This is a genomic window from Pseudomonas sp. MWU349 (assembly GCF_017947325.1).
Classification (GTDB): Bacteria; Pseudomonadota; Gammaproteobacteria; order Pseudomonadales; family Pseudomonadaceae; genus Aquipseudomonas; species Aquipseudomonas protegens.
The window spans coordinates 232973-255858 of sequence record NZ_JAFEVP010000003.1 but is presented as its reverse complement, the minus strand read 5'-3'; the positions used below and the strand labels follow the sequence as shown (position 1 = coordinate 255858).

24 protein-coding genes are annotated in these 22886 nt (G+C 63.0%); 16 read left to right on the top strand and 8 right to left on the bottom strand.

All coding sequences use genetic code 11. From position 1 onward, the window contains the following. The first annotated feature begins 104 nt into the window (after positions 1-104). Positions 105-563, top strand: coding sequence for a PAS domain-containing protein (locus tag KCG88_RS13250; protein ID WP_047283955.1), 459 nt, complete (start codon positions 105-107; stop codon positions 561-563). A 68-nt stretch (positions 564-631) separates the two neighbouring features. Beyond that, on the top strand, positions 632-1237 hold the full coding sequence (locus KCG88_RS13245) for a hypothetical protein (RefSeq protein WP_210712517.1): 606 nt from the start codon (positions 632-634) through the stop codon (positions 1235-1237). Between the two features lie 11 nt (positions 1238-1248). On the opposite strand, the gene KCG88_RS13240 is transcribed toward KCG88_RS13245, so the two are convergent. Then, the gene (locus tag KCG88_RS13240) at positions 1249-2190 is read right to left on the bottom strand and encodes a MerR family transcriptional regulator (protein WP_047283953.1); all 942 of its coding nucleotides are present in this window, start codon (positions 2188-2190) and stop codon (positions 1249-1251) included. 211 nt (positions 2191-2401) lie between these two features. Here KCG88_RS13240 and KCG88_RS13235 point away from each other — a divergent pair, with 211 nt between their 5' ends. The 6 genes from KCG88_RS13235 (at position 2402) to KCG88_RS13210 (ending at position 5514) form a co-directional block, all read left to right on the top strand. Beyond that, on the top strand, positions 2402-2971 hold the full coding sequence (locus KCG88_RS13235; RefSeq protein WP_047283952.1) for an antibiotic biosynthesis monooxygenase: 570 nt from the start codon (positions 2402-2404) through the stop codon (positions 2969-2971). 176 nt (positions 2972-3147) lie between these two features. Next, positions 3148-3858 (top strand): dihydromonapterin reductase, encoded by a 711-nt coding sequence (gene folM / locus KCG88_RS13230; RefSeq protein WP_047335717.1) that lies wholly within the window; start codon positions 3148-3150, stop codon positions 3856-3858. A 23-nt stretch (positions 3859-3881) separates the two neighbouring features. Then, positions 3882-4442 (top strand): GTP cyclohydrolase I FolE, encoded by a 561-nt coding sequence (folE, locus tag KCG88_RS13225; protein ID WP_047283950.1) that lies wholly within the window; start codon positions 3882-3884, stop codon positions 4440-4442. Positions 4443-4444: 2 nt separating this feature from the next. Then, complete coding sequence (folX, locus tag KCG88_RS13220) at positions 4445-4825, top strand: dihydroneopterin triphosphate 2'-epimerase (RefSeq protein WP_047283949.1); 381 nt, start codon at positions 4445-4447, stop codon at positions 4823-4825. A gap of 60 nt (positions 4826-4885) precedes the next feature. Beyond that, entirely contained in the window at positions 4886-5179 is a 294-nt protein-coding gene (locus tag KCG88_RS13215) for a DUF1244 domain-containing protein (RefSeq protein ID WP_011059301.1), read from the top strand. Next, positions 5176-5514: a HopJ type III effector protein gene (locus tag KCG88_RS13210; protein ID WP_019093350.1), complete on the top strand. Its 339-nt coding sequence runs from the start codon at positions 5176-5178 to the stop codon at positions 5512-5514. Before KCG88_RS13215 ends, KCG88_RS13210 begins: the two co-directional genes overlap by 4 nt. A 147-nt stretch (positions 5515-5661) precedes the next feature. Here the strand turns inward: KCG88_RS13210 and trxB are convergent, their stop codons facing one another. Beyond that, positions 5662-6624, bottom strand: coding sequence for a thioredoxin-disulfide reductase (gene trxB / locus KCG88_RS13205; protein WP_011059299.1), 963 nt, complete (start codon positions 6622-6624; stop codon positions 5662-5664). A gap of 310 nt (positions 6625-6934) precedes the next feature. Between trxB and cysZ the strand changes: the two genes are divergently transcribed. Both cysZ and KCG88_RS13195 read left to right on the top strand, forming a co-directional pair. Beyond that, positions 6935-7684, top strand: coding sequence for a sulfate transporter CysZ (gene cysZ / locus KCG88_RS13200; protein ID WP_047284159.1), 750 nt, complete (start codon positions 6935-6937; stop codon positions 7682-7684). Between the two features lie 45 nt (positions 7685-7729). After that, positions 7730-9010: a glycosyltransferase family 1 protein gene (locus KCG88_RS13195; protein ID WP_210712516.1), complete on the top strand. Its 1281-nt coding sequence runs from the start codon at positions 7730-7732 to the stop codon at positions 9008-9010. Here the strand turns inward: KCG88_RS13195 and KCG88_RS13190 are convergent. From KCG88_RS13190 to KCG88_RS13180, 3 genes are all read right to left on the bottom strand, one after another. Then, entirely contained in the window at positions 9007-10110 is a 1104-nt protein-coding gene (locus KCG88_RS13190; protein WP_011059296.1) for an NADH:flavin oxidoreductase, read from the bottom strand. The two genes, KCG88_RS13195 and KCG88_RS13190, sit on opposite strands and share 4 nt — an antisense overlap. Before the next feature lie 187 nt (positions 10111-10297). Further along, positions 10298-10780 (bottom strand): redoxin domain-containing protein, encoded by a 483-nt coding sequence (locus KCG88_RS13185; RefSeq protein ID WP_015634175.1) that lies wholly within the window; start codon positions 10778-10780, stop codon positions 10298-10300. Between the two features lie 121 nt (positions 10781-10901). Next, complete coding sequence (locus KCG88_RS13180; RefSeq protein WP_047283947.1) at positions 10902-11387, bottom strand: peptidylprolyl isomerase; 486 nt, start codon at positions 11385-11387, stop codon at positions 10902-10904. On the opposite strand from KCG88_RS13180, the gene KCG88_RS13175 reads away from it, so the two are divergent. From KCG88_RS13175 to KCG88_RS13165, 3 genes are read left to right on the top strand one after another with little or no spacing between them, the layout of a single operon-like run. Then, a complete protein-coding gene (locus tag KCG88_RS13175) occupies positions 11356-11694 on the top strand; it encodes a DUF3565 domain-containing protein (RefSeq protein WP_080965383.1) in 339 nt (112 codons plus the stop codon). The genes KCG88_RS13180 and KCG88_RS13175 overlap by 32 nt on opposite strands. A gap of 56 nt (positions 11695-11750) precedes the next feature. Further along, a complete protein-coding gene (pta, locus tag KCG88_RS13170; protein WP_047283946.1) occupies positions 11751-13850 on the top strand; it encodes a phosphate acetyltransferase in 2100 nt (699 codons plus the stop codon). Beyond that, on the top strand, positions 13851-14756 hold the full coding sequence (locus KCG88_RS13165; protein ID WP_047283945.1) for an acyltransferase: 906 nt from the start codon (positions 13851-13853) through the stop codon (positions 14754-14756). 120 nt (positions 14757-14876) lie between these two features. Here KCG88_RS13165 and cysN read toward each other — a convergent pair whose 3' ends face one another. From cysN to KCG88_RS13150, 3 genes are all read right to left on the bottom strand, one after another. After that, on the bottom strand, positions 14877-16775 hold the full coding sequence (gene cysN / locus KCG88_RS13160) for a sulfate adenylyltransferase subunit CysN (protein ID WP_047283944.1): 1899 nt from the start codon (positions 16773-16775) through the stop codon (positions 14877-14879). Between the two features lie 9 nt (positions 16776-16784). Beyond that, positions 16785-17702 carry a sulfate adenylyltransferase subunit CysD gene (gene cysD, locus KCG88_RS13155; RefSeq protein WP_210712515.1) on the bottom strand — a complete coding sequence of 306 codons (918 nt, stop codon included), beginning with the start codon at positions 17700-17702 and terminating at the stop codon, positions 16785-16787. A gap of 235 nt (positions 17703-17937) precedes the next feature. Next, a complete protein-coding gene (locus KCG88_RS13150) occupies positions 17938-18696 on the bottom strand; it encodes a Nif3-like dinuclear metal center hexameric protein (RefSeq protein WP_011059288.1) in 759 nt (252 codons plus the stop codon). A gap of 102 nt (positions 18697-18798) precedes the next feature. On the opposite strand from KCG88_RS13150, the gene algW reads away from it, so the two are divergent. The 3 genes from algW to KCG88_RS13135 all read left to right on the top strand — a co-directional run bounded on the left by algW (position 18799) and on the right by KCG88_RS13135 (position 22885). Continuing rightward, positions 18799-19953, top strand: coding sequence for a Do family serine endopeptidase AlgW (gene algW, locus KCG88_RS13145; protein WP_047283943.1), 1155 nt, complete (start codon positions 18799-18801; stop codon positions 19951-19953). 85 nt (positions 19954-20038) lie between these two features. Further along, a complete protein-coding gene (locus KCG88_RS13140) occupies positions 20039-22144 on the top strand; it encodes a TonB-dependent siderophore receptor (protein ID WP_210712514.1) in 2106 nt (701 codons plus the stop codon). A gap of 12 nt (positions 22145-22156) precedes the next feature. Continuing rightward, positions 22157-22885, top strand: coding sequence for a DUF4198 domain-containing protein (locus tag KCG88_RS13135; RefSeq protein ID WP_011059285.1), 729 nt, complete (start codon positions 22157-22159; stop codon positions 22883-22885). Position 22886: the final 1 nt, after the last annotated feature.

Genomic DNA, 22886 nt, shown 5'->3' with positions numbered 1-22886 from the left:
GTAAAATCCTTCTCTCGGCGCGCCACACCTCTGGGTAGCCCAGTGGACAGGGTGCCAGCATGTCTTAGAATCCAGCACTTGCTGATTGATAGCGGAACTTCGGGATGATCAACGCGCATCTGTTGCAACGGATGATCGACGCCTCCAACGACGGGATTGTCGTCGCGGAACAGGAAGGCGAAGACAACATCGTGATTTACGTGAACCCGGCTTTCGAGCGGCTGACCGGCTACAGCGCCGACGAAGTGCTGTATCAGGATTGCCGCTTCCTGCAATCCGGGGACCGTGACCAACCGGGGCTGGAACGGATTCGCCAGGCATTGGGCAAGGGCCTGCCATGCCGCGAAGTGCTGCGCAACTACCGCAAGGACGGCAGTCACTTCTGGAATGAGCTGTCGATCACCCCGGTATTCAATGACAGTGATCAACTGACCTATTTCATCGGCGTGCAGAAAGACGTCAGCGTCCAGGTCAAGGCCCAGCAACGCTTGCTCCAGCTGGAGCAGCAACTGGCCGAAGTGCAAGCTGAACTGGCCGCCCTCAAGGCGACCAGCGGCCACTAATAAATCGCGGAATTCGTGGTCGTAGGGATATTCCCCGCCGATTTGTCCTCCACCCTCCGAGCAACATCATGCAGCGTGACGCCCTCCTCACCCAGGATGAACTGGACTTCATCCAGACCATGCAGCACAACCCGCAGCTCAATGTGCGTGATACCACCTCGAGCCTGATGGTCAATGGCGGCGCGCAGATCCGTGACCTGCTGACGCGCCTGGCGGCCAATGAAAAGGTCACCATCCAGGCCCATTTCGACAATCAGCAGATGACCTTCCCGCTGCAACTGGTGGAAGACGAATTCCATGCCCTGCACCTGCGCCTGGGAGTGCCGAGCATCTTCGAGGATGGGCCGATGGTGCGCCCCTGGCGCCTGGCCCTGGAGCAACCGGTAGCCCTGGAAAATGCCAGGGGCCAGCCTGGCCGGCTGTGGGTTCTGGAGGTCTCGTTCAAGGGGATATTGGTGGAGATCCGCAACGGTACCCGGCCACCGCGGCAGTTCGCCCAGTGGTTCAGCCCCTCGGGCTATGAACGGATTGCCCTGCACGGGCGCTTCGAGCGCCAGACCGAAGCCGGTTTCTACGCCTACCGCCTGGATCAGAGCGACCTGGAAGAAACCGAGCGCCTGCGCCAGTTCATCCTCCAGCAGCACCGCCACAGCCATCCGGCACTGCACGCCTGAAGGCTAGCGCCTCAAAGAAACCCGCGCAGGCGCTGCTGCATCAAGCGCCCCTCGTTACCCAGGCAAGCCACCGGCGAACCGATCAGGCTGTCCTGGGCCAGGTCCGCCGCATCTCCGGCCAGCAGCAATGGGCAATCCAGGGTCAGTGCCAGGCGCTTGAGGCGCTTGGGCAACTCGGCCGAGGGTGCGTGATTGGAAAACACCACCAGGGCTACCGGCGCGACCTTTTCGCAGACCAGGGTCAGTTCCTCCAGCGGCACCCCGGGGGCCAGCAAGCGCACACCGATCGGGTCCTGCCCGAGCATCAGCGCCGCCACCAGCAGCTCCAGTTCGCGGCATTGCTCGTTGAGCGCCGTCAGCAGCAGGTAGCGGCTCTGGGTGGCGCGTTGCAACAGCAGGCGCTGGGTGATCCGTGCGCGCAGGAAGCCATCCAGGAACAGCCATTCGCTGGTCTGGCCAAAAGCCTCGCGCGCCAGCAGTAACTGCTTCCAGAACGGCAGGAAGATGTCCTGGAACACCACCGGCAAGGCATAGCTGGAGAAGATCTGCCCGTAGAGGCGCTCAAGCTGCTCCTCATCGAAAGCGCTGACCGCCGCCTTCAATTGATCACGCCACTGGCCGTATTCGCCCTGCAAGCCGTCATCCACCGGAGCCTTGAGCTGGGCCTGGGCGGCCCGGCTCTTGGCCAGGATCTTGCCCACTTTGCTTACCGCCACGCCGCGTTCGATCCAGCCGAGAATCTCGCGCACCGCCTCAACATCGTGCATGGAATACAGGCGATGCCCACTTTCGGTGCGCGTCGGCTGAATCAGACCGTAGCGTCGTTCCCAGGCCCGCAGGGTCACCGGGTTGATGCCGGTCAGGCGCGCCACCTCGCGGATCGGAAACAACTCGTCCTGACGAACGGCTTCGGGGGCGTGAGGGGCAGGGGCAAGTTCAGTCATGACGGGCATCTGGGAAGAAAACACCGGGAAACAAAGTGGCGATCATTCTACTCCCCTCAGGTGGCGATGCTTCAAGCACGAGAAAAACCGACCGCCGTCATTGGTGCCTGGGCAGCAATCAGGAATAATCCTTGCTTGCTTCAGGCGCGGCCCGCCACCCCGGTGCCTCGTCAAGCGACTGCCTTACCCAGGCAGCGCATTGGTTTTACGGAGATACATAATGTCTACCTCACCCGTCACCCTGATGGTTGCCCGGCGCGTTGCCGACGGCCGTTACCAGGACCTGATCGCCTGGCTGCGCGAAGGCGAACAACTGGCCACCGACTTTCCCGGCTACCTGGGTTCCGGCGTTCTTGCGCCGCCACCCAACGATGACGAATTCCAGATCATCTTTCGCTTCGCCGACGAATCCACCCTGCATACCTGGGAACACTCCGCCTCGCGTACCGCCTGGCTGGCCCGGGGCAGCGACCTGTTCGCCCACCCTTCGGAGCACCGGGTCAGCGGTATCGACGGCTGGTTCGGCGCCGCCGGCCATCGCCCGCCGCGCTGGAAGCAGGCGGTGGCCATCTGGCTGGCATTCTTCCCGGTGTCGCTGCTGTTCAACTTTGTCCTGGGCCCGTTGCTCGGCGAGCTGAGCCTGCTGCCTCGGGTATTCGTCAGCACCCTGGCCCTGACCCCGCTGATGGTTTATTTCTTCATTCCGCTGTCCACCCGGCTGCTGGCCAACTGGCTCAACAGCACACCGGCCCGACCGCTGCCGACCACCCCCTCGACGCAGAATCCGTGATTCGCCGGCAAGCCGGCTCCTACCACACCTCGCGCAACATTCGCGCCTAGCGTAGGAGCTGGCTGGCCAGCGAAAAAAACCCGCAAGATCGCATTCGCCGGCAAGCCCGTTGCCTGCAGGCACAGGCCCTTCCCTCGCTGGTATAGTTTTCCCACTACCTGCGACGCGAGCCCTTCATGAACACCACTCCTGCCCCGATCCTGATCACCGGCGCCAGCCAGCGAGTCGGCCTGCACTGCGCCCTGCGCCTGCTTCAAGACGGGCAGCCGGTGATCGTCACCTACCGCAGCCAGCGCCCGGGCCTTGAGGCCCTGCGGGAAAAGGGCGCGACCCTGCTGTTCGCCGATCTCTCCAGCGAAGCCGGGATCCTGGCCCTGATCACCGAGCTGAAAAACCATACCCAGAGCCTGCGGGCCATCGTCCACAACGCCTCGGAATGGCTGGAGGAGAGCCCAGGCGAGGAAGCAGCGGCCTTTGCCCGGATGTTCGGCGTGCACATGCTGGCGCCCTACCTGATCAACCTGCATTGCGCCGAGTTGCTGCAGCGCTCGACCCCGGCAGACATCATCCACATCAGCGACGACGTCACCCGCAAAGGCAGCAGCAAGCACATCGCCTACTGCGCCAGCAAAGCCGGCCTGGACAGCCTGACCCTGTCCTTCGCAGCGAAATACGCCCCGACAATCAAGGTCAACGGCATTGCCCCGGCCCTGCTATTGTTCAATCCCGACGACGACGCGGCGTACCGCGCCAAGACCCTGGCCAAATCCGCGCTGGGCATCGAACCCGGCAGCGAAGTGATCTACCAGAGCCTGCGCTACCTGCTGGACAACCCCTATGTCACCGGCACCACCCTGACCGTCAACGGCGGGCGGCACCTCAAGTAAGCCGGCCCCTGTGAGGACCTTGCATGACCCTTTCCCTGCCCCAGCACTATCGCGAGATCCTCAAGGACCTGGGCGAAGACCCCGAGCGCGAAGGCCTGCTCGATACCCCCAAGCGCGCGGCCAAGGCCATGCAGTACCTGTGTCACGGCTACGGCCAGTCGCTGGAGGACCTCGTCAACGGCGCGCTGTTTGCTTCCGACAGCGATGAAATGGTGATAGTCGCCGACATCGAGCTGTATTCCCTGTGCGAACATCACCTGCTGCCCTTCATCGGCAAGGCCCATGTGGCTTATATTCCCACCGGCAAGGTCCTGGGGCTGTCGAAGATCGCGCGGATCGTCGACATGTTCGCCAGGCGCCTGCAGATCCAGGAAAATCTCACTCGGGAAATCGCCGACGCGGTACAGAGCGTGACTCAGGCCGCCGGCGTCGCGGTGGTGATCGAGGCCAAGCACATGTGCATGATGATGCGCGGCGTCGAGAAACAGAATTCCACCATGCACACCTCGGTGATGCTCGGCGCCTTTCGCGATTCGAGCACCACTCGCCAGGAATTCCTGCAATTGATTGGACGGAGCAAGTAGCAATGCCACAACTTCAGCCAGGAATGGCTCGTATCCGAGTCAAGGACCTGCTCCTGCGGACCTACATCGGAATCAACGAGGAAGAGATCCTCAACAAGCAGGATGTGCTGATCAACCTGACCATCCTCTACGCGGCCCAGGAGGCGGTGCGGGACAACGACATCGACCACGCGCTGAACTACCGCACCATCACCAAGGCGATCATTGCCCATGTCGAGGGCAACCGCTTTGCCCTGCTGGAGCGCCTGACCCAGGAGCTGCTGGACCTGGTGATGAGCAACGCCTCGGTGCAGTACGCCGAAGTCGAAGTCGACAAGCCCCACGCCCTGCGTTTTGCCGAGTCGGTGTCGATCACCCTCGCGGCCAGCCGCGCCAGCGCCTAGAAAACTGCCACAAGTGGCAAGTGCCCGCCTGGGTGCTTGCCCCTGTCCCGGAGAACCCCCATGACTGAACAACAACGCCTGGAACTGGAAGCCGCGGCCTTTCGCCGCCTGGTGGCCCACCTGGACAGCCGCAAGGACGTACAGAACATCGACCTGATGAACCTCGCCGGGTTCTGCCGCAACTGCCTGTCCAAGTGGTACAAGGCCGAGGCCGACGAACGCCAGATCGAGGTCAGCCTCGATGACGCCCGTGAAGTGGTGTATGGCATGCCCTACGCCGAATGGAAAAATCTCTACCAGAAAGAAGCCAGCGCCGAGCAGCAAGCGGCGTTCGCCAAAGGAAAACCCCAATGACGGACCTGAACACCCTGCGCGCCAGCCTGAACAGCGGTGAACACGCTTTTGCGGACACCCTGGCCTTTGTCGCCGCCGGCTATGACTACCAGCCCCAGGCCTTCAACAACGGCGGCGTGGAAAACGCCGCCGGGCAGAACGAAGGTTCGTGCAAGACCCTGGGCCTGGCCCTGCTGGAGGGCCTGAGCGACGAAGAGGCCCTGCTGGCCTTCGGCGAACACTACCGCTCGGTACTGGCCACCCCCGAAGGCACCGACCACGGCAATATCCGCGCCCTGATCGTTCACGGCCTGGCCGGGGTCAAGTTCTCCGCCCAGCCGCTGACCCGCCGCTGACCCGCATTCTGTAGGAGCGCTGGCTCGCCGGCGAAGGCGTCAGCACAGCGGCGCAAGGCTCGAGGGCCTGTTCGCCGGCAAGCCGGCTCCTACCGTGCAACACCCATAAAAAAACCGGCTTGCGCCGGTTTTTTTATGGGTAGCCAATCAGAACGAAGCGTTCTGCAGGCCGTCCAGGTAACGCTCGGTGTCCAGTGCCGCCATGCAGCCGGCGCCGGCCGAGGTGATGGCCTGGCGGTACACGTGGTCGGCCACGTCGCCGGCAGCAAAGATGCCCTCGACGCTGGTGGCGGTGGCATTGCCGTCACGGCCGCCCTGCACGACCAGGTAACCGTCCTTGAGGGTCAGCTGGCCTTCGAACAGCGAGGTGTTCGGGGTGTGGCCGATGGCGATGAACACGCCGTCGACCTTCAGCTCGTCGAAGCTGCCGTCGTTGTTCTTCAGGCGGGCACCAGTCACGCCCATGTTGTCACCCAGGACTTCGTCCAGGTTGGCATTGAGCTTGAGGATGATCTTGCCTTCGGCCACCCGAGCGTTGAGCTTGTCAATCAGGATCTTCTCGGCGCGGAAGGTTTCGCGACGGTGGATCAGGGTCACGGTGCTGGCGATGTTGGCCAGGTACAGGGCTTCCTCGACCGCGGTGTTGCCGCCGCCGACCACTGCCACCGGCTTGTTGCGATAGAAGAAGCCATCGCAGGTGGCACAGGCGGAAACACCCTTGCCCATGAACGCTTCTTCCGAAGGCAGGCCCAGGTAGCGAGCGCTGGCACCGGTGGCGATGATCAGGGCGTCGCAGGTGTAGGTCGCGCTGTCACCGGTCAGGGTGTAGGGCTTGGCAGCGAAGTCCACGGCATTGATGTGATCGAAGACGATTTCAGTCTCGAAACGCTCGGCGTGTTCGCGCATCCGCTCCATCAGCGCCGGGCCGGTCAGGCCGTGCACGTCACCGGGCCAGTTGTCGACTTCGGTGGTGGTGGTCAGCTGGCCACCGGCCTGCATGCCGGTGATCAGCAGCGGCTTCAGGTTGGCACGGGCGGCATAGACGGCGGCGCTGTAACCGGCAGGGCCGGAACCGAGAATAATCACACGCGAATGGCGTACTTCAGACATGACTCACTCCTATCGACCGGCCCGGCTAGCCTGGCGCGGAACGCCGGATTGCCGGCTGGAATAAAAAAGGACGGCGAAACCTTGGGGAAGGCTTGAACTCGTCCGTCCAAAAAATAATGGATGAAGCGTATAGAGGGGGCGAAGATTAAGGAAATACGGTTTAACAATCCAGCTCATAGGCGGTCTCTATCCTCAGGAGGCCTATTTGAATGGGTCTTTGTTACCGTTGATGTCGACCGCTTCGCCGCGCTTTCGCCCCCAAGACAAAGCCGGTAAGGTCGGCGCGTTTTCATTCTGCTCGGAGCGCTCTATGCCCGCCCCCGTCCTGTCCGGCCCGCAATACCTGCGCGAAGGCCTGAAGCTGGTCCTCAGCCCCGGCCTGCGCCTGTTCGTGCTCCTGCCCCTGGCAATCAACCTGGTGCTGTTCGTCGGATTGATCTATTTCGCCGGTCATCAGTTCAGCCTCTGGGTCGATGCGCTGATGCCGTCCCTGCCCAGCTGGCTGAGCTTCCTCACCTATATCATCTGGCCCCTGTTCGTGGTGCTGGTGGCCTTCATGGTGTTTTTCAGCTTCACCATGCTGGCCAACATCATCGCCGCCCCCTTCAACGGCTTCCTCTCGGAAAAAGTCGAAACCGTGGTGCGTGGCACCGATGATTTCCCGCCCTTCAGCTGGGGTGAACTGATTGCCATGATCCCCCGCACCCTGGCGCGGGAAATGCGCAAGCTCGGCTACTTCCTGCCCCGGGCCATCGGCCTGTTCATCCTCTCGCTGATTCCGGTGGTCAACCTGATTGCCGCGCCGCTGTGGCTGCTGTTCGGTATCTGGATGATGGCTATCCAGTACATCGACTACCCGGCAGACAACCACAAAATGAGCTGGCAGGACATGCTCGCCTGGCTGCGCCAGAAGCGCTGGCAGAGCCTGGGATTTGGCGGCATCGTCTACCTGGCGCTGCTGATCCCGCTGGTCAATATCCTGATGATGCCGGCCGCCGTGGCCGGTGCCACGCTGTTCTGGGTGCGTGAGCGCGGGGTGGAGAACCTGCCGGCCAAATAAGGCCGGGGCGTCATAAATCCATCATCGCAAGGTCACAATGGCGACATGGCCTCAACCGACACTGAGGCCATGACGACAGCTCTGCATATCACCCTCATCACTGAAACCTTCCCACCGGAAATCAATGGCGTGGCCAATACCCTTGGCCGCCTCTGCGAGGGCCTGCGTGCCCGTGGGCATCAAGTTGAGCTGGTGCGCCCGCGCCAGGGTTGCGACCAGAGCCGGGCCAGCGACGAAGCCCTGCTGCTGTGCCGGGGCTGGCCGCTGCCGGGCTACCCGGGGCTGCAATGGGGCCAGTCGTCGATGCACAAGCTGCTGCGGCGCTGGAAACGCCAACGCCCGGACGTGCTCTATATCGCCACCGAGGGGCCGCTGGGGCTGTCTGCGCTGCGGGCCGCCAAGCGCCTGGGAATCTCCGTGGTCAGCGGCTTTCACACCAACTTCCAGCAGTACTCCAGCCAATATGGCCTGGGTTTGCTGACCCGCCTGCTGACCCATTACCTGCGCTGGTTCCACAACCGCTCGCAACTGACCCTGGTACCCAGCACCAGCCAGCACCTGGAGTTGGAGCGCCGGCATTTCGAGCGCCTGGCCCTGCTGTCCCGGGGCGTCGACAGCCAGCTGTTCCACCCGGCCAAGCGGCTCGAGACGCTGCGGGCCGACTGGGGCCTGGGTGCCGATGACCTGGCGGTGATCCACGTCGGGCGCCTGGCGCAGGAGAAGAACCTGGGCCTGCTCAAGCGCTGCTTCGAACACCTGCAGGCGACTTATCCACAGCGCAGGATGAAGCTGATCGTGGTGGGTGACGGCCCGCAACGTGGGGCTCTGGAAAAAAGCCTGCCCGAGGCCCTGTTCTGTGGCAGCCAGCGGGGCGAAGCCCTGGCCGCCCACTACGCCTGCGGGGATCTGTTCCTGTTTCCCAGCCTCACCGAAACCTTCGGCAACGTGGTGCTGGAGGCTCTGGCCTCGGGGCTCGCGGTGGTGGCCTACGATCAGGCTGGCGCAGCCCAGCATATCCGCCATGGCTACAACGGTGTGCTGGCCATGCCCAGCGACGAAAGCGCCTTCTGCGACGCTGCCAGCTGGCTGCTGGAAGAACCGGAAACCTTGCGCCGGGTACGCCTCAACGCCCGCCAGCATGCCAGCCGCCAGGGCTGGGCCGCGGTTATCGAGCAGTTTGAAGATCGCCTGCGCAGTGCCTGCGAGCATGGGCCGGCCGAGGATTACGAAGGGCTTATCGAAGCAACGGTCAAACCCCGCAGCACCGTGGAGACACTCGGCACGGCAAGGGGGCTGCCCCCCTCGCCGCCCGGAGCCGGCAGTTAAACCAGGGTCGTCAGCGCGTCACGGCTGAACGGCAGGATGTCCTGCTCGCGACCTTCGCGGACTTTCTGCGCCCAATCCGGATCCACCAGCAGTGCACGGCCCACGGCCACCAGATCGAACTCGTCGTTGTTCAGACGCTGCAGCAGGTTTTCCAGGCTGGCCGGCTGCGCCACCTTGTCGGTGTTGACCATGAACTGCAGGAACTCGCCGTCCAGGCCGACGCTGCCCACGGTGATGGTGGGCTTGCCGGTGAGTTTGCGGGTCCAGCCCGCCAGGTTGAGGTCGGAACCTTCGAACTCCGGCTCCCAGAAGCGGCGGGTCGAGCAGTGGAAGATATCCACACCGGCATCCGCCAGCGGCTTGAGGAAGGCCTCCAGAGCTTCCGGGGTCTGCACCAGGCGCGCGCTGTAGTCCTGCTGCTTCCACTGGGAAAAACGCAGGATGATCGGGAAATCCGGACCGACGGCAGCCCGCACGGCCTGGATCAGTTCAATGGCGAAGCGCGAGCGCTGGGCCAGGTCGCCACCGTATTCATCGGTACGCTGGTTGGTGCCTTCCCAGAAGAACTGGTCCACCAGGTAACCGTGGGCGCCATGGATCTCCACGCCGTCCATGCCGATGCTCTGGGCATCCTTGGCGGCCTGGGCGAAGGCTGCGATCACCTCCTGGATGTCCTGGTGGGTCATGCCGTGCACCAGCACCTTGCCGTCCTTGAGCTTCTCGGTGGGGCCGTAGCCGGGCACGCTGGCGTCCGGCTCGGTGCCCAGGCGCCGCACATTGCCCACATGCCAGAGTTGCGGGACGATCTTGCCGCCTTCGGCGTGGACCGCATCCACCACCTTCTTCCAGCCAGCCAGGGCCGCCTCGCCATGGAACTGCGGCACATTGGGGTAACCATTGGCAGCCTGGTGCCCCACCGTGGTGCCCTCGGTGATGATCAGGCCGACACCCGCGGCAGCGCGACGGCGGTAATACTCGATGACCTTGGAGTTGGGCACGCCGCCAGGGGAAAACGACCGGGTCATTGGAGCCATCACCACGCGGGTCGGCAGTTCCAGCGCGCCGAGTTGAAAGGGTTTGAACAAGGCTTGAACAGGCATGCTGCACTCCGAGAAAAAGGCTTGAGTCGATATTCGACGCACAAGACTGCGCCGGGTACCGGCCCCGGCGCACTTATGATGGGGATAATATTCCCCCCTCAATGCGCTGCACAGCACTATTGATTTGAGTGATTTAGATGCAAAAACGCCGCATTGAAGCGGCGTGAAACAGGGGCCCGGCGCGGGTTCAGCTCAAGGCTTTTTCAATGGCCTGGATCACTGTCGGATCATCGGGAGCGGTACGTGGCGAGAAACGCGCCAGTACCCGACCGTCCTTGCCCAGCAGGAATTTCTCGAAGTTCCAGGTGATGTCCCCGGGAAACTCTGCCCCTTCGCCCGCCAGCAGGCGGTACAGCTGATGGCGCTCGGGACCGTTCACGTCCAGCTTGCTGCTCAAGGGAAAGGTCACCCCGTAGTTGAGGCTGCAAAACTCCTGGATCTCCTGCTCGGTGCCCGGTTCCTGCCCGGCGAACTGGTTGCAGGGCAACCCCAGCACGCTGAATCCCTGGGCCTTGTATTGCTGGTAGAGATTCTCCAACGCCGCATATTGTGGTGTCAGACCACATTTGGAGGCGACGTTGACCACCAGCACGACGTGCCCCTTGAAGGGCGCGAGCGGCAGCTCCTGACCATCCAGGGCTTTCAATTTAAGGTCGTGAAAAGCACTCATGACGAACTCCAAATTCCTGTGTTCTTACAGAAAACAGCCTCTCGACAGTACAGCCAAAAGCCGCGGACTAAAAAGGCGCCCTCGGGCGCCTCTCCAGCAAACTTGAGCTTAGCGCAGAAAATCAGTGGTGATGGCCACCTTCGCCATGGACGTGACCATGGGCGATTTCTTCCTGGCTGGCGTCACGGATGGCAACGATCTTGACCTGGAAATTCAGGCGCTGACCGGCCAGCGGGTGGTTGCCGTCGACGGTCACGTCGTCGCCGTCCAGGTCACGGATGGTCACGATCTGCATCTGGCCGTCCGGAGCGGAAGCGTGGAACTGCATGCCCACTTCCAGCTCGTCGACGCCTTCGAACATGCTGCGGCTCAGGGTGCTGACCAGTTCGGCAGCGTATTCGCCGTAGGCATCTTCAGGTTCTACGCAGACTTTCAGTTCGTCACCAACTTGCTTGCCTTCCAGGGCCTTTTCCAGACCAGGAATGATGTTACCTGCACCTTGCAGGTAAACCAGCGGGGCGCCGCCGGCAGAGCTGTCGATGACCTCACCAGCGTCGTTGGTGAGGGTATAGTCGATGGAGACAGCCTTATTGGCGGCGATCAGCATGGGGCGGGACCTTTTGCATAAGAATGAAGAACGTCCAAGTTTAGCGAAGCAATCGCTCGAAAGCGAACGGAACCCGGACCAACGGAACGTGAAAAGTCACTCGACAATCTGCGGTTTTCATCAGGATGAGGAAGGCCACTGGGTGGCCGAACTGTCCTGCGGGCATACCCAGCACCTGCGCCACCAACCGCCCTGGCAGTCCCGGGCCTGGGTCCTGGAGCCGCAGTTGCGAGCCAAAAAAATAGGCCAGCGCTTTGCCTGCGGCTGGTGTGCTCAAGCCCCGGATAACGATAACCTTAGCGCCTGACTTCAGGCAGACGGCCAAAGACCGTCGCCTTTGCCATGCACCTTCTGAGAATTCGCATGCAAACTTTTTTCATCGCGCCCACCGATTTTGGAGTGGGTCTGACCTCCATCAGCCTCGGGCTGGTGCGTACGCTGGAACGGGCTGGCCTCAAGGTCGGTTTCTTCAAGCCCATAGCCCAACCTCACCCCGGCGACACCGGCCCCGAGCGTTCCACCGAACTGGTGGCGCGCACCCATGGCCTGAAACCGCCGCAACCCCTGGGCCTGGCCCATGTGGAGCGGATGCTCGGCGACGGCCAGCTGGATGAGTTGCTGGAAGAAATCATCACCCTCTACCAGCAGGCAGCCATCGGCAAGGATGTCTTGATCGTCGAAGGCATGGTGCCGACCCGCAGTGCCAGCTACGCCGCCCGGGTCAACCTGCACCTGGCAAAAAGCCTGGATGCCGAGGTGATACTGGTATCCGCCCCGGAAAACGAAGTGCTCACCGAGCTGTCCGGACGGGTGGAGTTGCAGGCCCAGCTGTTCGGCGGCCCGCGGGACCCGAAAGTGCTGGGGGTGATCCTCAACAAGGTGCGCACCGACGAAAGCATGGAGGCGTTTTCCGCACGCTTGAAGGAGCATTCGCCCTTGCTGCGCAGCGGCGACTTCCGCCTGCTGGGGTGCATCCCCTTCCAGCCGGAGCTCAATGCCCCGCGTACCCGGGACGTGGCCGACCTGATGGGCGCCCAGGTGCTCAACGCCGGCGACTACGAAAGCCGTCGCATGACCAAGATCATCATTTGCGCCCGCACCATGCGCAACACCGTGGAACTGCTCAAGCCCGGCGTGCTGGTGGTGACCCCGGGCGACCGTGACGACATCATCCTCGCCGTGAGCCTGGCGGCCATCAACGGTGTGCCCCTGGCCGGCCTGCTGCTGACCAGCGACACCCTGCCCGACCCGCGGATCATGGAGCTCTGCCGGGGCGCCCTGAACGCCGGCCTGCCAGTGCTTTCGGTGAGCACCGGGTCCTACGACACCGCCAACCAGCTCAATGGCCTGAACAAGGAAATTCCCATCGATGACCGCGAGCGCGCGGAAATCATCACCGACTTCGTCGCCAGCCACCTGGACGCCAACTGGCTGCACCAGCGCTGCGGCACCCCACGGGAAATGCGCCTGTCGCCCGCAGTGTTCCGCTACCAGCTGATCCAGCGCGCCCAGCAGGCCAACAAGCGTATCGTCCTGCCCGAAGGCAGCGAGCCGCTGACCGTGCAGGCCGCCGCCATCTGCCAGGCCCGGGGCATCGCCCGCTGCGTGCTGCTGGCCAAGCCCGAGGACGTGCACGCGGTGGCCCGGGCCCAGGGCATCGAACTGCCCGAAGGCCTGGAGATTCTCGACCCGGACCTGATTCGCCAACGCTACGTGGAGCCCATGGTGGCCCTACGCAAGAGCAAGAGCCTCAATGCCCCCATGGCCGAGCAGCAGCTGGAGGATCCGGTGGTGATCGGCACGGTGATGCTGGCCCTGGATGAAGTCGATGGCCTGGTTTCCGGGGTCATCCACTCCACGGCCAACACCATCCGCCCGGCCCTGCAACTGATCAAGACCGCGCCGGGCTGCACCCTGGTGTCCTCGGTGTTCTTCATGCTGTTCCCCGAGGAAGTGCTGGTGTATGGCGACTGCGTGATGAACCCGCACCCCAGCGCCAGCGAGCTGGCGGAAATCGCCCTGCAGAGCGCCGACTCGGCAGCCGCCTTCGGTATCACCCCGCGCGTGGCGATGATCAGCTACTCCAGTGGCGACTCGGCCAGCGGCGAGGAAGTGGAGAAAGTTCGCGAAGCCACTCTGCTGGCTCACGAAGCCCAGCGTTCGCTGCTGATCGACGGGCCGTTGCAATACGACGCCGCGGCCAACGAAAACGTCGCCCGGCAACTGGCCCCCAACAGCCAGGTCGCGGGCAAGGCCACGGTCTTCGTATTCCCTGACCTGAACACCGGCAACACCACCCACAAGGCGGTGCAACGCAGTGCCGACTGCGTGAGCCTGGGCCCTATGCTGCAAGGCCTGCGCAAACCGGTGAACGACCTGCCCCGGGGCGCCCAGGTGGACGACATCGTCTACACCATCGCCCTCACCGCGATTCAAGCCGCCAACCGACCTATGGATGTCTAAATGCTGGAATTTCTACCTGCCGTGGTGCGCGGAATCATCGCCTCGCTCCTGCTGGCGCTGAACACCATCCTGCTGTGCTCGTTCCTGTTCTGCGTGGCACTGGTCAAGGCCCTGCCCTTCGCCCTCACCCAGCGCTTGAGCCACTGGCTGATGAACCACACCCACGAAGCCTGGATCAGCAACAACAAGGCCTGGATGCAGTTGGTGTGCCGTACCCGTTGGCACGTGCAGGGCCTGGAAGGCCTGGATTACCAGCACTCCTACCTGGTCACCAGCAACCACCAGAGCTGGGTCGACATCATGGTCCTGCAATACGTGCTCAACCGACGTATCCGCCCGCTGAAGTTCTTCCTCAAGCAGGAGCTGATCTGGGTGCCGGTGATCGGCCTGGCGTGGTGGGCCCTGGGCTTTCCGTTCATGAAGCGCTACTCCAAGGCGTACCTGGAGAAGCACCCGGAAAAGAAAGGCAAGGACCTGGAAACCACGCGCAAGACCTGTGCGAAGTTTCGCAACAACCCGGTGGGCATCTTCAACTTCGTCGAGGGCACGCGCTTTACCGACGCCAAGCACGCCCAGCAACAATCGCCGTTCCGCTACCTGCTCAAGCCCAAGGCCGGCGGCATCGCCTTTGTCCTGGATGCCATGGGCGAACAACTGCAATCGATCATCGATGTGACCATCCACTACCCGGCAGGCCGCCCCGGTTTCTGGGACCTGCTGTGCGGCAGGGTCAAGGATGTGGTGGTGCGTTTCGAAGAGGTGCAGATCCCGGCACAGTTCCTTGGCAAGAACTACGAGCAGGACACGGCCTATCGCCAGGAATTCCAGGGTTGGATCAACCAGCAGTGGCTGGACAAGGATGCGCTGCTCGAAACGCTGCATCGCGAGTATCCGGCAAGACCCTGAGGGCCTTTTCGCTGGCAGGCCGGCTCCTGCGGGTTTGCACCCTACTTGCCGGCGAACACTGTTTGAAGCGCACAAAAAAGCCCGCAGCCGATCACTCGGCTGCGGGCTTTTTGCTACGGCTTAGATCGCGCCGCGGCTGCGCAACAGGTCCAGCACCTGCTTGACGCTTTCTTCCAGCGACAGCGACTGGGTGTCGATCACCAGATCGGCATTGAGCGGTACGTCATAGGGGAAGGACTCGCCCGGGATGTTATCCCCGCCGGCCGCGTACAGGCCCTGCGGATCACGCTCGGCGCACACCGCAGGCGATGCCTGGACGTAGACCGTCAGCAGACGCTCCTTGCCGATCAGGTCCTTGGCCTGCTCGCGCCCTTCGGCACTCGGTGCCACGAACGCCGCCAGGGTCAGCAGCCCGGCTTCGTTGAACTGACGGGCCACATGGGCCGCGCGCCGCCAGTTCTCGGTACGCCCGGCACGGTCCTGGGGCAGGCCCTTGTTCAGGTCATGGCGCAGGTTCTGGCCATCGAGCACATACACCGCGCGCCCCATGTCGAACAGCTTGCGCTCCACGGCGTAGGCCAGGGTGCTCTTGCCCGCACCCGACAGGCCGCTGAACAGCACGGTAGCCGGTTGCTGGCCGAAACGCTGGGCACGCTCTTCGGTGGCGACATGAGCCAGCTTGCCGTGGTGGGTGGCGCTGCCATGGGTCACCGGCTGGGCGACGATCATGCCGGCGCCGACGGTGCCGTTGGTCAAGCGGTCGATGACGATGAAAGCGCCGGTGGTGCGGTTGCTCTCGTAACCATCCAGGGCAATCGGCGCATCGAGGCTGATCTTGACCTTGCCGATCTCGTTCAGTTGCAGCGCGCTGGCCGCGCCCTCTTCCAGGGTGTTCACATCGACCTTGTGGATGATGCTGGCGATCGAACCCGGCACATAGCTGGTGGCGCGCTTGATGTCGTACTTCTTGCCCGGCAGCATCGGCTCTTCGGCCATCCATACCAGCATGGCTTCGAAGCTGTCGGTGACCGGCGGCACGTTGTCGGCATGCACCAGCAGGTCGCCACGGGAGATGTCGATTTCATCTTCCATGGTCAGGGTCACGGCCTGGCCCGGGCCGGCCTGCTCCAGTTCACCTTCGAAGGTGACAATGGACTTGACCCGGCTGCTCTTGCCCGACGGCAATACGACGATCTCGTCGCCCTTGTGCACGATGCCGCTGGCCAGGGTGCCGGCAAAACCACGGAAGTTCAGGTTCGGACGGTTGACGTACTGCACCGGGAAACGCAGGTCGGTGAAGTTGCGGTCGCCGGCCACTTCCACGGTCTCGAGGATTTCCATCAGCGACTGCCCGGTGTACCAGGGCGAGCGCTCGCTCTTGTTCACCACGTTGTCGCCCTTGAGCGCCGACATCGGCACGAAATGCAGGCTGGTGGGCTGCAGCTTCAGGCCCTTGGCGAACTTCAGGTAGTCGGCCTTGATCGACTCGAACACGCCTTCATCGAAGTCCTTGAGGTCCATCTTGTTGATGGCCACGACGATGTGCTTGATGCCCAGCAGGGAGGCGATGAAGCTGTGGCGACGGGTCTGGGTCTGCACGCCGTAGCGGGCGTCCACCAGGATGATCGCCAGGTCACAGGTGGACGCACCGGTGGCCATGTTGCGGGTGTACTGCTCATGGCCGGGGGTGTCGGCGATGATGAACTTGCGCTTGGCGGTGGAGAAATAGCGGTAGGCGACATCGATGGTGATGCCCTGCTCGCGCTCGGCCTGCAGGCCGTCGACCAGCAACGCCAGGTCGATGTCGTCACCGGTGGTGCCGACCTTCTTCGAGTCCCGGGTGATGGCTTCCAGATGGTCTTCGTAGATCATCTTCGAGTCGTGCAACAGGCGCCCGATCAGGGTGCTCTTGCCGTCGTCGACGTTACCGCAGGTCAAAAAGCGCAGCAGCTCCTTGCGTTCGTGCTGGCCCAGGTACGCGAGGATGTCCTCGCTGATCAAATCAGATTGATGCGACATGACAGCCCCTTAGAAATAACCTTGACGTTTTTTGTCTTCCATTGAGCCGGCGCCATCGTGGTCGATGACACGGCCCTGGCGCTCGGAAGTTCGCGTCAGGAGCATTTCCTGGATGATGTCCGTCAGGCTCTCGGCCTCGGACTCCACCGCGCCCGTCAACGGGTAGCAGCCAAGGGTGCGGAAACGTACTTTCTTTTTGACGATGCGGGCTTTCTCTTCATCGGACAGATGCTCGAGGATGCGCTCGTCATCGATCATGATCAGGGTGCCGTTCTTCTCGATCACTTCACGCTCGGCGGCGAAGTACAGCGGCACGATCGGGATGCATTCGAGGTAGATGTACTGCCAGATGTCCAGCTCGGTCCAGTTGGACAGCGGGAACACACGGATCGACTCGCCCTTGTTGACCTTGCCGTTGTAGACGTTCCACAACTCGGGGCGCTGGTTCTTCGGGTCCCAGCGGTGCTTGCTGTCGCGGAACGAGTAGACGCGCTCCTTGGCGCGGGACTTCTCTTCATCGCGGCGGGCACCGCCGAACGCGGCGTCGAAACCATGTTTGTCCAGAGCCTGCTTGAGGCCCTCGGTCTTCATGATGTCGGTGTGCTTGGCACTGCCGTGGGTGAACGGGTTGATGCCCTGGGCCACGCCATCCGGGTTGACGTGGGTGATCAGGTCCAGGCCCAGCTCTTCGACCATGCGGTCGCGGAACTTGTACATTTCCTGGAATTTCCACTGGGTATCGACGTGCATCACCGGGAACGGCAGCTTGCCGGGGAAGAACGCCTTGCGGGCCAGATGCAACATCACGGCGGAGTCTTTACCGATGGAGTACAGCATCACCGGGTTGTCGAACTCGGCGGCCACCTCGCGGATGATGTGGATGCTTTCCGCCTCCAGCTGTTTCAGATGCGTCAGTTTGTCGACCATGGCTACTCACGAAAGCTTTCTTATGGACGGCCATCGGGCCGTGTTCGAGCGGGGCATGCTAGCACAGCGACCTGCTTCTAATCAGGGAGCCAACTAGAACGAAACGGTATATGAATATACCGCTCCGTTAGGCCCCAAGCCCCACTCTGCGGGAGTTGGCTTGCCAGCACAGGCGCTTTCAGACGCACCTTCGGGCTGACGATCTTTTCACCGGCAAGCCGGCTCCTGCCGGGGGTCAGATGGGGTTGGGGCAGTCGATGAACAGGTGTTCGAGGGCAAAGCGCCGGGCCAGGTAGTCACCCAGGGCCTGGACGCCATAACGCTCGGTGGCGTGATGGCCGGCGGCAATGAAGCTGATGTCGTTTTCCCGGGCACTGTGGAAGGTCTGCTCCGAGGCTTCGCCACTGAGGTACAGGTCGACGCCGGCCTGCACCGCCTGGTCGATGTAGCCCTGGCCGCCACCGGTGCACCAGCCGACCCGGCGGATCATCTCGCTGCCTTCGATCAGCAGCGGCTCTCGCCCCATGGCCTCTTGCACCCGGCGGGCAAAGTCCCGCGCGGTCATCGGCTCGCTGAGGGAACCCACCAGGCCGACGACCTTGGGATTTTCCGGGTCCAGCGGGCCTTCCACGGTGATGTCCAACTGACGGGCCAGTTGCACGTTGTTGCCCACTTCGGGGTGCAGGTCCAGGGGCAGGTGATAGGCCAGCAGGCTGATGTCGTGCTTGAGCAGGGTTTTGAGCCTACGCTGCTTCATGCCGGTGATGCAGGGGTTCTCGCCCTTCCAGAAGTAACCGTGATGCACCAGTACCAGGTCGGCCTTGGCCTCCACCGCAGCGTCCAGCAACGCCTGGCTGGCGGTCACGCCACTGACGATGCGCATCACCTGCGGGCGCCCTTCGACCTGCAAGCCGTTGGGGCAGTAGTCGGCAATACGTGAACTGCCCAGGTAGCGGTCCGCTTCTTCAACCAGTGTGCTCAGGGCAACGGCCATAAAAGACTCCTAAATATCCCGTTCAGAGGCACGCGCGGCCTCGTATAATGCGCGACATTATGGGCCGTGCGCAGCCCTTCGTAACCACCCAGGACTTGCTCAATGCTCAAGGCTCTGCGTTTTTTTGGCTGGCCGCTACTGGCCGGCGTGCTTATCGCGTTGTTGATTATCCAGCGCTACCCGCAATGGGTGGGCCTGCCCAGCCTCGACGTCAATCTGCAGCAAGCCCCGCAAACCACCAGCACGCAACAGGGGCCGGTGTCCTACGCCGACGCCGTGGTGATCGCCGCGCCCGCGGTGGTCAACCTGTACACCACCAAGGTCATCAACAAGCCGGCTCACCCGCTCTTTGAAGACCCGCAGTTCCGGCGCTTCTTCGGCGACAACCTGCCCAAGCAGCAGCGCATGGAATCGAGCCTGGGCTCGGGGGTGATCATGAGCCCCGAGGGCTACCTGCTGACCAACAACCATGTGACCTCCGGCGCCGAGCAGATCGTGGTGGCCCTCAAGGACGGCCGCGAGACCCTGGCCCGGGTGATCGGCAGCGATCCGGAAACCGACCTGGCGGTGCTCAAGATCGACTTGAAGAACCTGCCTTCGATCACCGTCGGCCGTTCGGAAAACGTCCGCGTCGGCGACGTCGCGCTGGCCATCGGCAACCCGTTCGGGGTCGGCCAGACCGTGACCATGGGCATCATCAGCGCCACCGGGCGCAACCAGCTGGGCCTGAACAACTACGAAGACTTCATCCAGACCGACGCCGCCATCAACCCGGGCAACTCAGGTGGCGCCCTGGTGGACGCCAACGGCAACCTGACCGGGATCAACACCGCGATCTTCTCCAAGTCCGGCGGCTCCCAGGGCATCGGTTTTGCGATCCCGATCAAGCTGGCCATGGAAGTGATGAAGTCGATCATCGAGCACGGCCAGGTCATCCGCGGCTGGCTGGGGATCGAAGTGCAACCCTTGACCCAAGAGCTGGCGGAGTCCTTCGGCCTGGCCGGGCGCCCGGGAATCGTGGTGGCAGGGATTTTCCGCGACGGCCCGGCGCAGAAAGCCGGGATGCAACTGGGTGACGTGATCCTCAGTATCGATGGCGAACCTGCCGGCGACGGCCGGCGTTCGATGAACCAGGTGGCGCGGATCAAACCGACGGACAAAGTCTCGATCCAGGTCATGCGCAACGGCAAGGAACTCAAGCTGACGGCAGAAATCGGCCTGCGACCACCGCCCGCGCCCGTCAAAGAAGAAGAGTGAAGCTGGGCCCGGCCATGCCGGGCTAATAGCATAAATTCTCAATAGTCATGTTATATTGTTTCAATATTGATATTGGAACAGCCCCATGACGTCCCGAAGAATCCTCCCCTTTGCAGGCCTGGCCCTGGGCCTGCTGGCAGATCCGCTGCTGGCCAAAGAACCTGAGCCGCTGGAACTTGAAACCACCCGTATCAGCACCGAATACGAATCCGCCACGGGCCCGGTCAAGGGCTACCGGGCCACACGCTCGGCCAGCGCGACAAAGACCGATACGGCGATCCGCGACATTCCCCAATCCATCAGCGTGATCCCCGCCAGCGTGCTCAAGGACCTGGGCAGCAACAACGTCGAACGCGCCCTGGAGTATGCCGGCGGGGTTTCCAAGCAGAACAACTTCGGCGGGCTGACCCTGTATGAATACAGCGTGCGCGGCTTCACCACCTCGGAGTTCTACAAGGACGGCTTCAGCGCCAACCGCGGCTACCCCAGTACCCCGGACGCCGCCACTATCGAGCGCATCGAAGTGCTCAAGGGCCCGGCCGCCAGCCTCTATGGCCGTGGCGACCCCGGCGGCACGGTGAACATCGTCACCAAGAAACCCCAGCCCGAAACCTTCGCGACCTTGCAGACCAGCGCTGGCAGTTGGGACCGCTATCGCACCGCCCTGGACCTCAACACCCCGCTGGATGCCCAGGGCAACCTGCTGTCCCGGGTCAACCTGGCCGTGGAGGACAACCACAGCTTTCGCGACCACGTGGACAGCCGCCGAGTGCTCGTCGCGCCCTCCTTCAGTTGGCAGTTGAACCCGGACACCAGCCTGCTGCTGGAAAGCGAATGGGTGCGCCACAGCTCGACCTTCGACCGCGGCATCGTGGCCCCAAACAATCGCTGGAGCGGCGTCTCCCGCTCGACCTTCCTCGGCGAACCCAACGACGGCAACATCGACAACCACAACAACATGCTCCAGGCCACCCTGGAACACCACCTCAATGACAGCTGGAAACTGCGTCTGGCCAGCCACTACAAGGAAGGCAAGCTCTGGGGCTTCGCCTCCGAAACCCGACCGCTGAACGCCGACCAACACACCGTCAACCGGCGCTACCGCGAGCGGGACAACAACTGGCATGACAGCATCACCCAGGTGGAACTGCGCGGCCTGTTCGACCTCGGCAGTTGGCAGCATGAACTGCTGATCGGCAGCGAATACGAGAACTACCGCAAGAACGAGCGGGTCACCAACATTGCCGGCGGCCCCTACGCCATCGACATCTACCACCCGGTCTACGGCCAACCCAAGCCAGACGGCAAGCGCTCCGGCAGCGACTTTTTCGAGCACGTCGAAAGCCGGGCCCTGAACCTGCAGGACCAGATCGTTTTCAACGACCGCCTGCGCGGCATGCTCAGCGCGCGTTTCGAGCATTTCGAGCAACGCATCGACGACCACACCACCGGCAAGCGCAGCCGCCAGAACCACGATGCCCTGACCCAGCGCGCCGGCCTGCTCTACCAACTGACCCCGCAGGTGGGGCTGTTCGCCAACGCCTCCACCTCGTTCAAGCCCAACAATGGGCTGGATGCGGGCGGCAAGACCTTCAAGCCCGAGGAAGGCGTCGGCTATGAAGTGGGGATCAAGAGCGAGCTGTTCGACGAGCGCTTGAGCGCCACCCTCGCCGCCTTCCATATCGACAAGGAAAACGTCCTGGCCCTGGACCCCGGCACCGACTCCAGCCGTGCCATGGGCAAGGCCCGCAGCCAGGGCTTCGACCTGCAGTTCAGCGGCCAGTTGACCGACGCGGTGCGCGTGATAGGCGCCTATGCGCTGATTGACGCGCAAGTCACCAAGGGCGACCCGGCAATCCCCGCCGGCAGCCGCATTCTCGGCGTGGCCAAGCACAGCGCCAGCCTGCTGGGGGTCTATGAATTCCAGGACGGCCGGCTCAAAGGCTCGGACATCGGCGCAGCCCTGACCTATGTCGGCGACCGCTCGGGCGAGGCCGGAGGCCGCTTCGAGCTGCCCGCCTACCGCACCCTGGACCTGCTGGCCCACTACAAGGCCAGCGACAACCTGACCCTGGGCCTGAACCTGAACAACCTGTTCGACGAGAAGTACTACGAACGCTCCTACAGCAACTACTGGGTCAATCCCGGCGAACCGCGCAATTTCACCCTCAGCCTCACACTCAACCTATAGAAGAGAGCCGCCATGCACAGCCTCAAATCCATCGCCCTGCTGGGCCTGCTTGCCACACTGGGCGCCACCCAGGCCTCGGCCCACGGCCTGTGGACCGAACAACGACGGGGCAATATCGAAGTGATCTACGGCCACGGCGCGGAAGACGACGCCTTCAAGGCCAAGAAGATCAGCGGTGCCTGGGCCTATGACGGCGCGGCCAGAATGATTCCGGTGACCGTGCAACGCCTGGCGGACCACGCACGCCTGCAACCGCTCAAGCCGCCGGCGGTGCTGGCCGTGGCACTGGACAACGGCCCCTGGTCGCAAACCGCGGACAAGCGCTGGGTCAACCAGGGCCGCAGTAAGGTCCCGGGGGCCATCGCCTCGACTCACACCTACAAGTACAGCCTGGCGATCTATCAACCGGGAGCGAAGCTGCCCAAGCTGGAACAGCTCAAGTTGGTGATCCTGCCGGAAGTCGACCCGCTGACCGTCGGCCCGGGCAAGAACCTGCCGGTGCGGGTGCTGCTGGATGGGCAACCCGTGGCCGGGGTGAAGTTGATTGGCGATTACCGCAATGCACCGAGCACCCTGAGCACCGAGACCGATGCCCAGGGACGTGCCCAAGTGCTGGTAAGGAATGAAGGCTTGAACGTGATTGCCGCTGAGCTGGAGGTAGCGCTCAAGGACAACCCGGATGTGGCGTCACGCGGCTTGTTCAGCTCCCTGACCTTCCTCGGCGAGCCGCACCACGAATAAA

What these genes read in the sequence shown, in the direction of transcription:
- KCG88_RS13135 (WP_011059285.1), top strand. Translation starts at nt 22,157, where the DNA reads ATGCACAGCCTCAAATCCATCGCCCTGCTGGGCCTGCTTGCCACACTG.
- folM (WP_047335717.1), top strand. Translation starts at nt 3,148, where the DNA reads ATGAACACCACTCCTGCCCCGATCCTGATCACCGGCGCCAGCCAGCGA.
- folX (WP_047283949.1), top strand. Translation starts at nt 4,445, where the DNA reads ATGCCACAACTTCAGCCAGGAATGGCTCGTATCCGAGTCAAGGACCTG.
- KCG88_RS13250 (WP_047283955.1), top strand. Translation starts at nt 105, where the DNA reads ATGATCAACGCGCATCTGTTGCAACGGATGATCGACGCCTCCAACGAC.
- KCG88_RS13215 (WP_011059301.1), top strand. Translation starts at nt 4,886, where the DNA reads ATGACTGAACAACAACGCCTGGAACTGGAAGCCGCGGCCTTTCGCCGC.
- KCG88_RS13140 (WP_210712514.1), top strand. Translation starts at nt 20,039, where the DNA reads ATGACGTCCCGAAGAATCCTCCCCTTTGCAGGCCTGGCCCTGGGCCTG.
- pta (WP_047283946.1), top strand. Translation starts at nt 11,751, where the DNA reads ATGCAAACTTTTTTCATCGCGCCCACCGATTTTGGAGTGGGTCTGACC.
- cysZ (WP_047284159.1), top strand. Translation starts at nt 6,935, where the DNA reads ATGCCCGCCCCCGTCCTGTCCGGCCCGCAATACCTGCGCGAAGGCCTG.
- cysN (WP_047283944.1), bottom strand. Translation starts at nt 16,775, where the DNA reads ATGTCGCATCAATCTGATTTGATCAGCGAGGACATCCTCGCGTACCTG.
- KCG88_RS13185 (WP_015634175.1), bottom strand. Translation starts at nt 10,780, where the DNA reads ATGAGTGCTTTTCACGACCTTAAATTGAAAGCCCTGGATGGTCAGGAG.
- KCG88_RS13245 (WP_210712517.1), top strand. Translation starts at nt 632, where the DNA reads ATGCAGCGTGACGCCCTCCTCACCCAGGATGAACTGGACTTCATCCAG.
- KCG88_RS13175 (WP_080965383.1), top strand. Translation starts at nt 11,356, where the DNA reads ATGGAGACAGCCTTATTGGCGGCGATCAGCATGGGGCGGGACCTTTTG.
- cysD (WP_210712515.1), bottom strand. Translation starts at nt 17,702, where the DNA reads ATGGTCGACAAACTGACGCATCTGAAACAGCTGGAGGCGGAAAGCATC.
- KCG88_RS13180 (WP_047283947.1), bottom strand. Translation starts at nt 11,387, where the DNA reads ATGCTGATCGCCGCCAATAAGGCTGTCTCCATCGACTATACCCTCACC.
- KCG88_RS13165 (WP_047283945.1), top strand. Translation starts at nt 13,851, where the DNA reads ATGCTGGAATTTCTACCTGCCGTGGTGCGCGGAATCATCGCCTCGCTC.
- KCG88_RS13210 (WP_019093350.1), top strand. Translation starts at nt 5,176, where the DNA reads ATGACGGACCTGAACACCCTGCGCGCCAGCCTGAACAGCGGTGAACAC.
- KCG88_RS13190 (WP_011059296.1), bottom strand. Translation starts at nt 10,110, where the DNA reads ATGCCTGTTCAAGCCTTGTTCAAACCCTTTCAACTCGGCGCGCTGGAA.
- folE (WP_047283950.1), top strand. Translation starts at nt 3,882, where the DNA reads ATGACCCTTTCCCTGCCCCAGCACTATCGCGAGATCCTCAAGGACCTG.
- algW (WP_047283943.1), top strand. Translation starts at nt 18,799, where the DNA reads ATGCTCAAGGCTCTGCGTTTTTTTGGCTGGCCGCTACTGGCCGGCGTG.
- KCG88_RS13235 (WP_047283952.1), top strand. Translation starts at nt 2,402, where the DNA reads ATGTCTACCTCACCCGTCACCCTGATGGTTGCCCGGCGCGTTGCCGAC.
- KCG88_RS13150 (WP_011059288.1), bottom strand. Translation starts at nt 18,696, where the DNA reads ATGGCCGTTGCCCTGAGCACACTGGTTGAAGAAGCGGACCGCTACCTG.
- trxB (WP_011059299.1), bottom strand. Translation starts at nt 6,624, where the DNA reads ATGTCTGAAGTACGCCATTCGCGTGTGATTATTCTCGGTTCCGGCCCT.
- KCG88_RS13195 (WP_210712516.1), top strand. Translation starts at nt 7,730, where the DNA reads ATGGCCTCAACCGACACTGAGGCCATGACGACAGCTCTGCATATCACC.
- KCG88_RS13240 (WP_047283953.1), bottom strand. Translation starts at nt 2,190, where the DNA reads ATGCCCGTCATGACTGAACTTGCCCCTGCCCCTCACGCCCCCGAAGCC.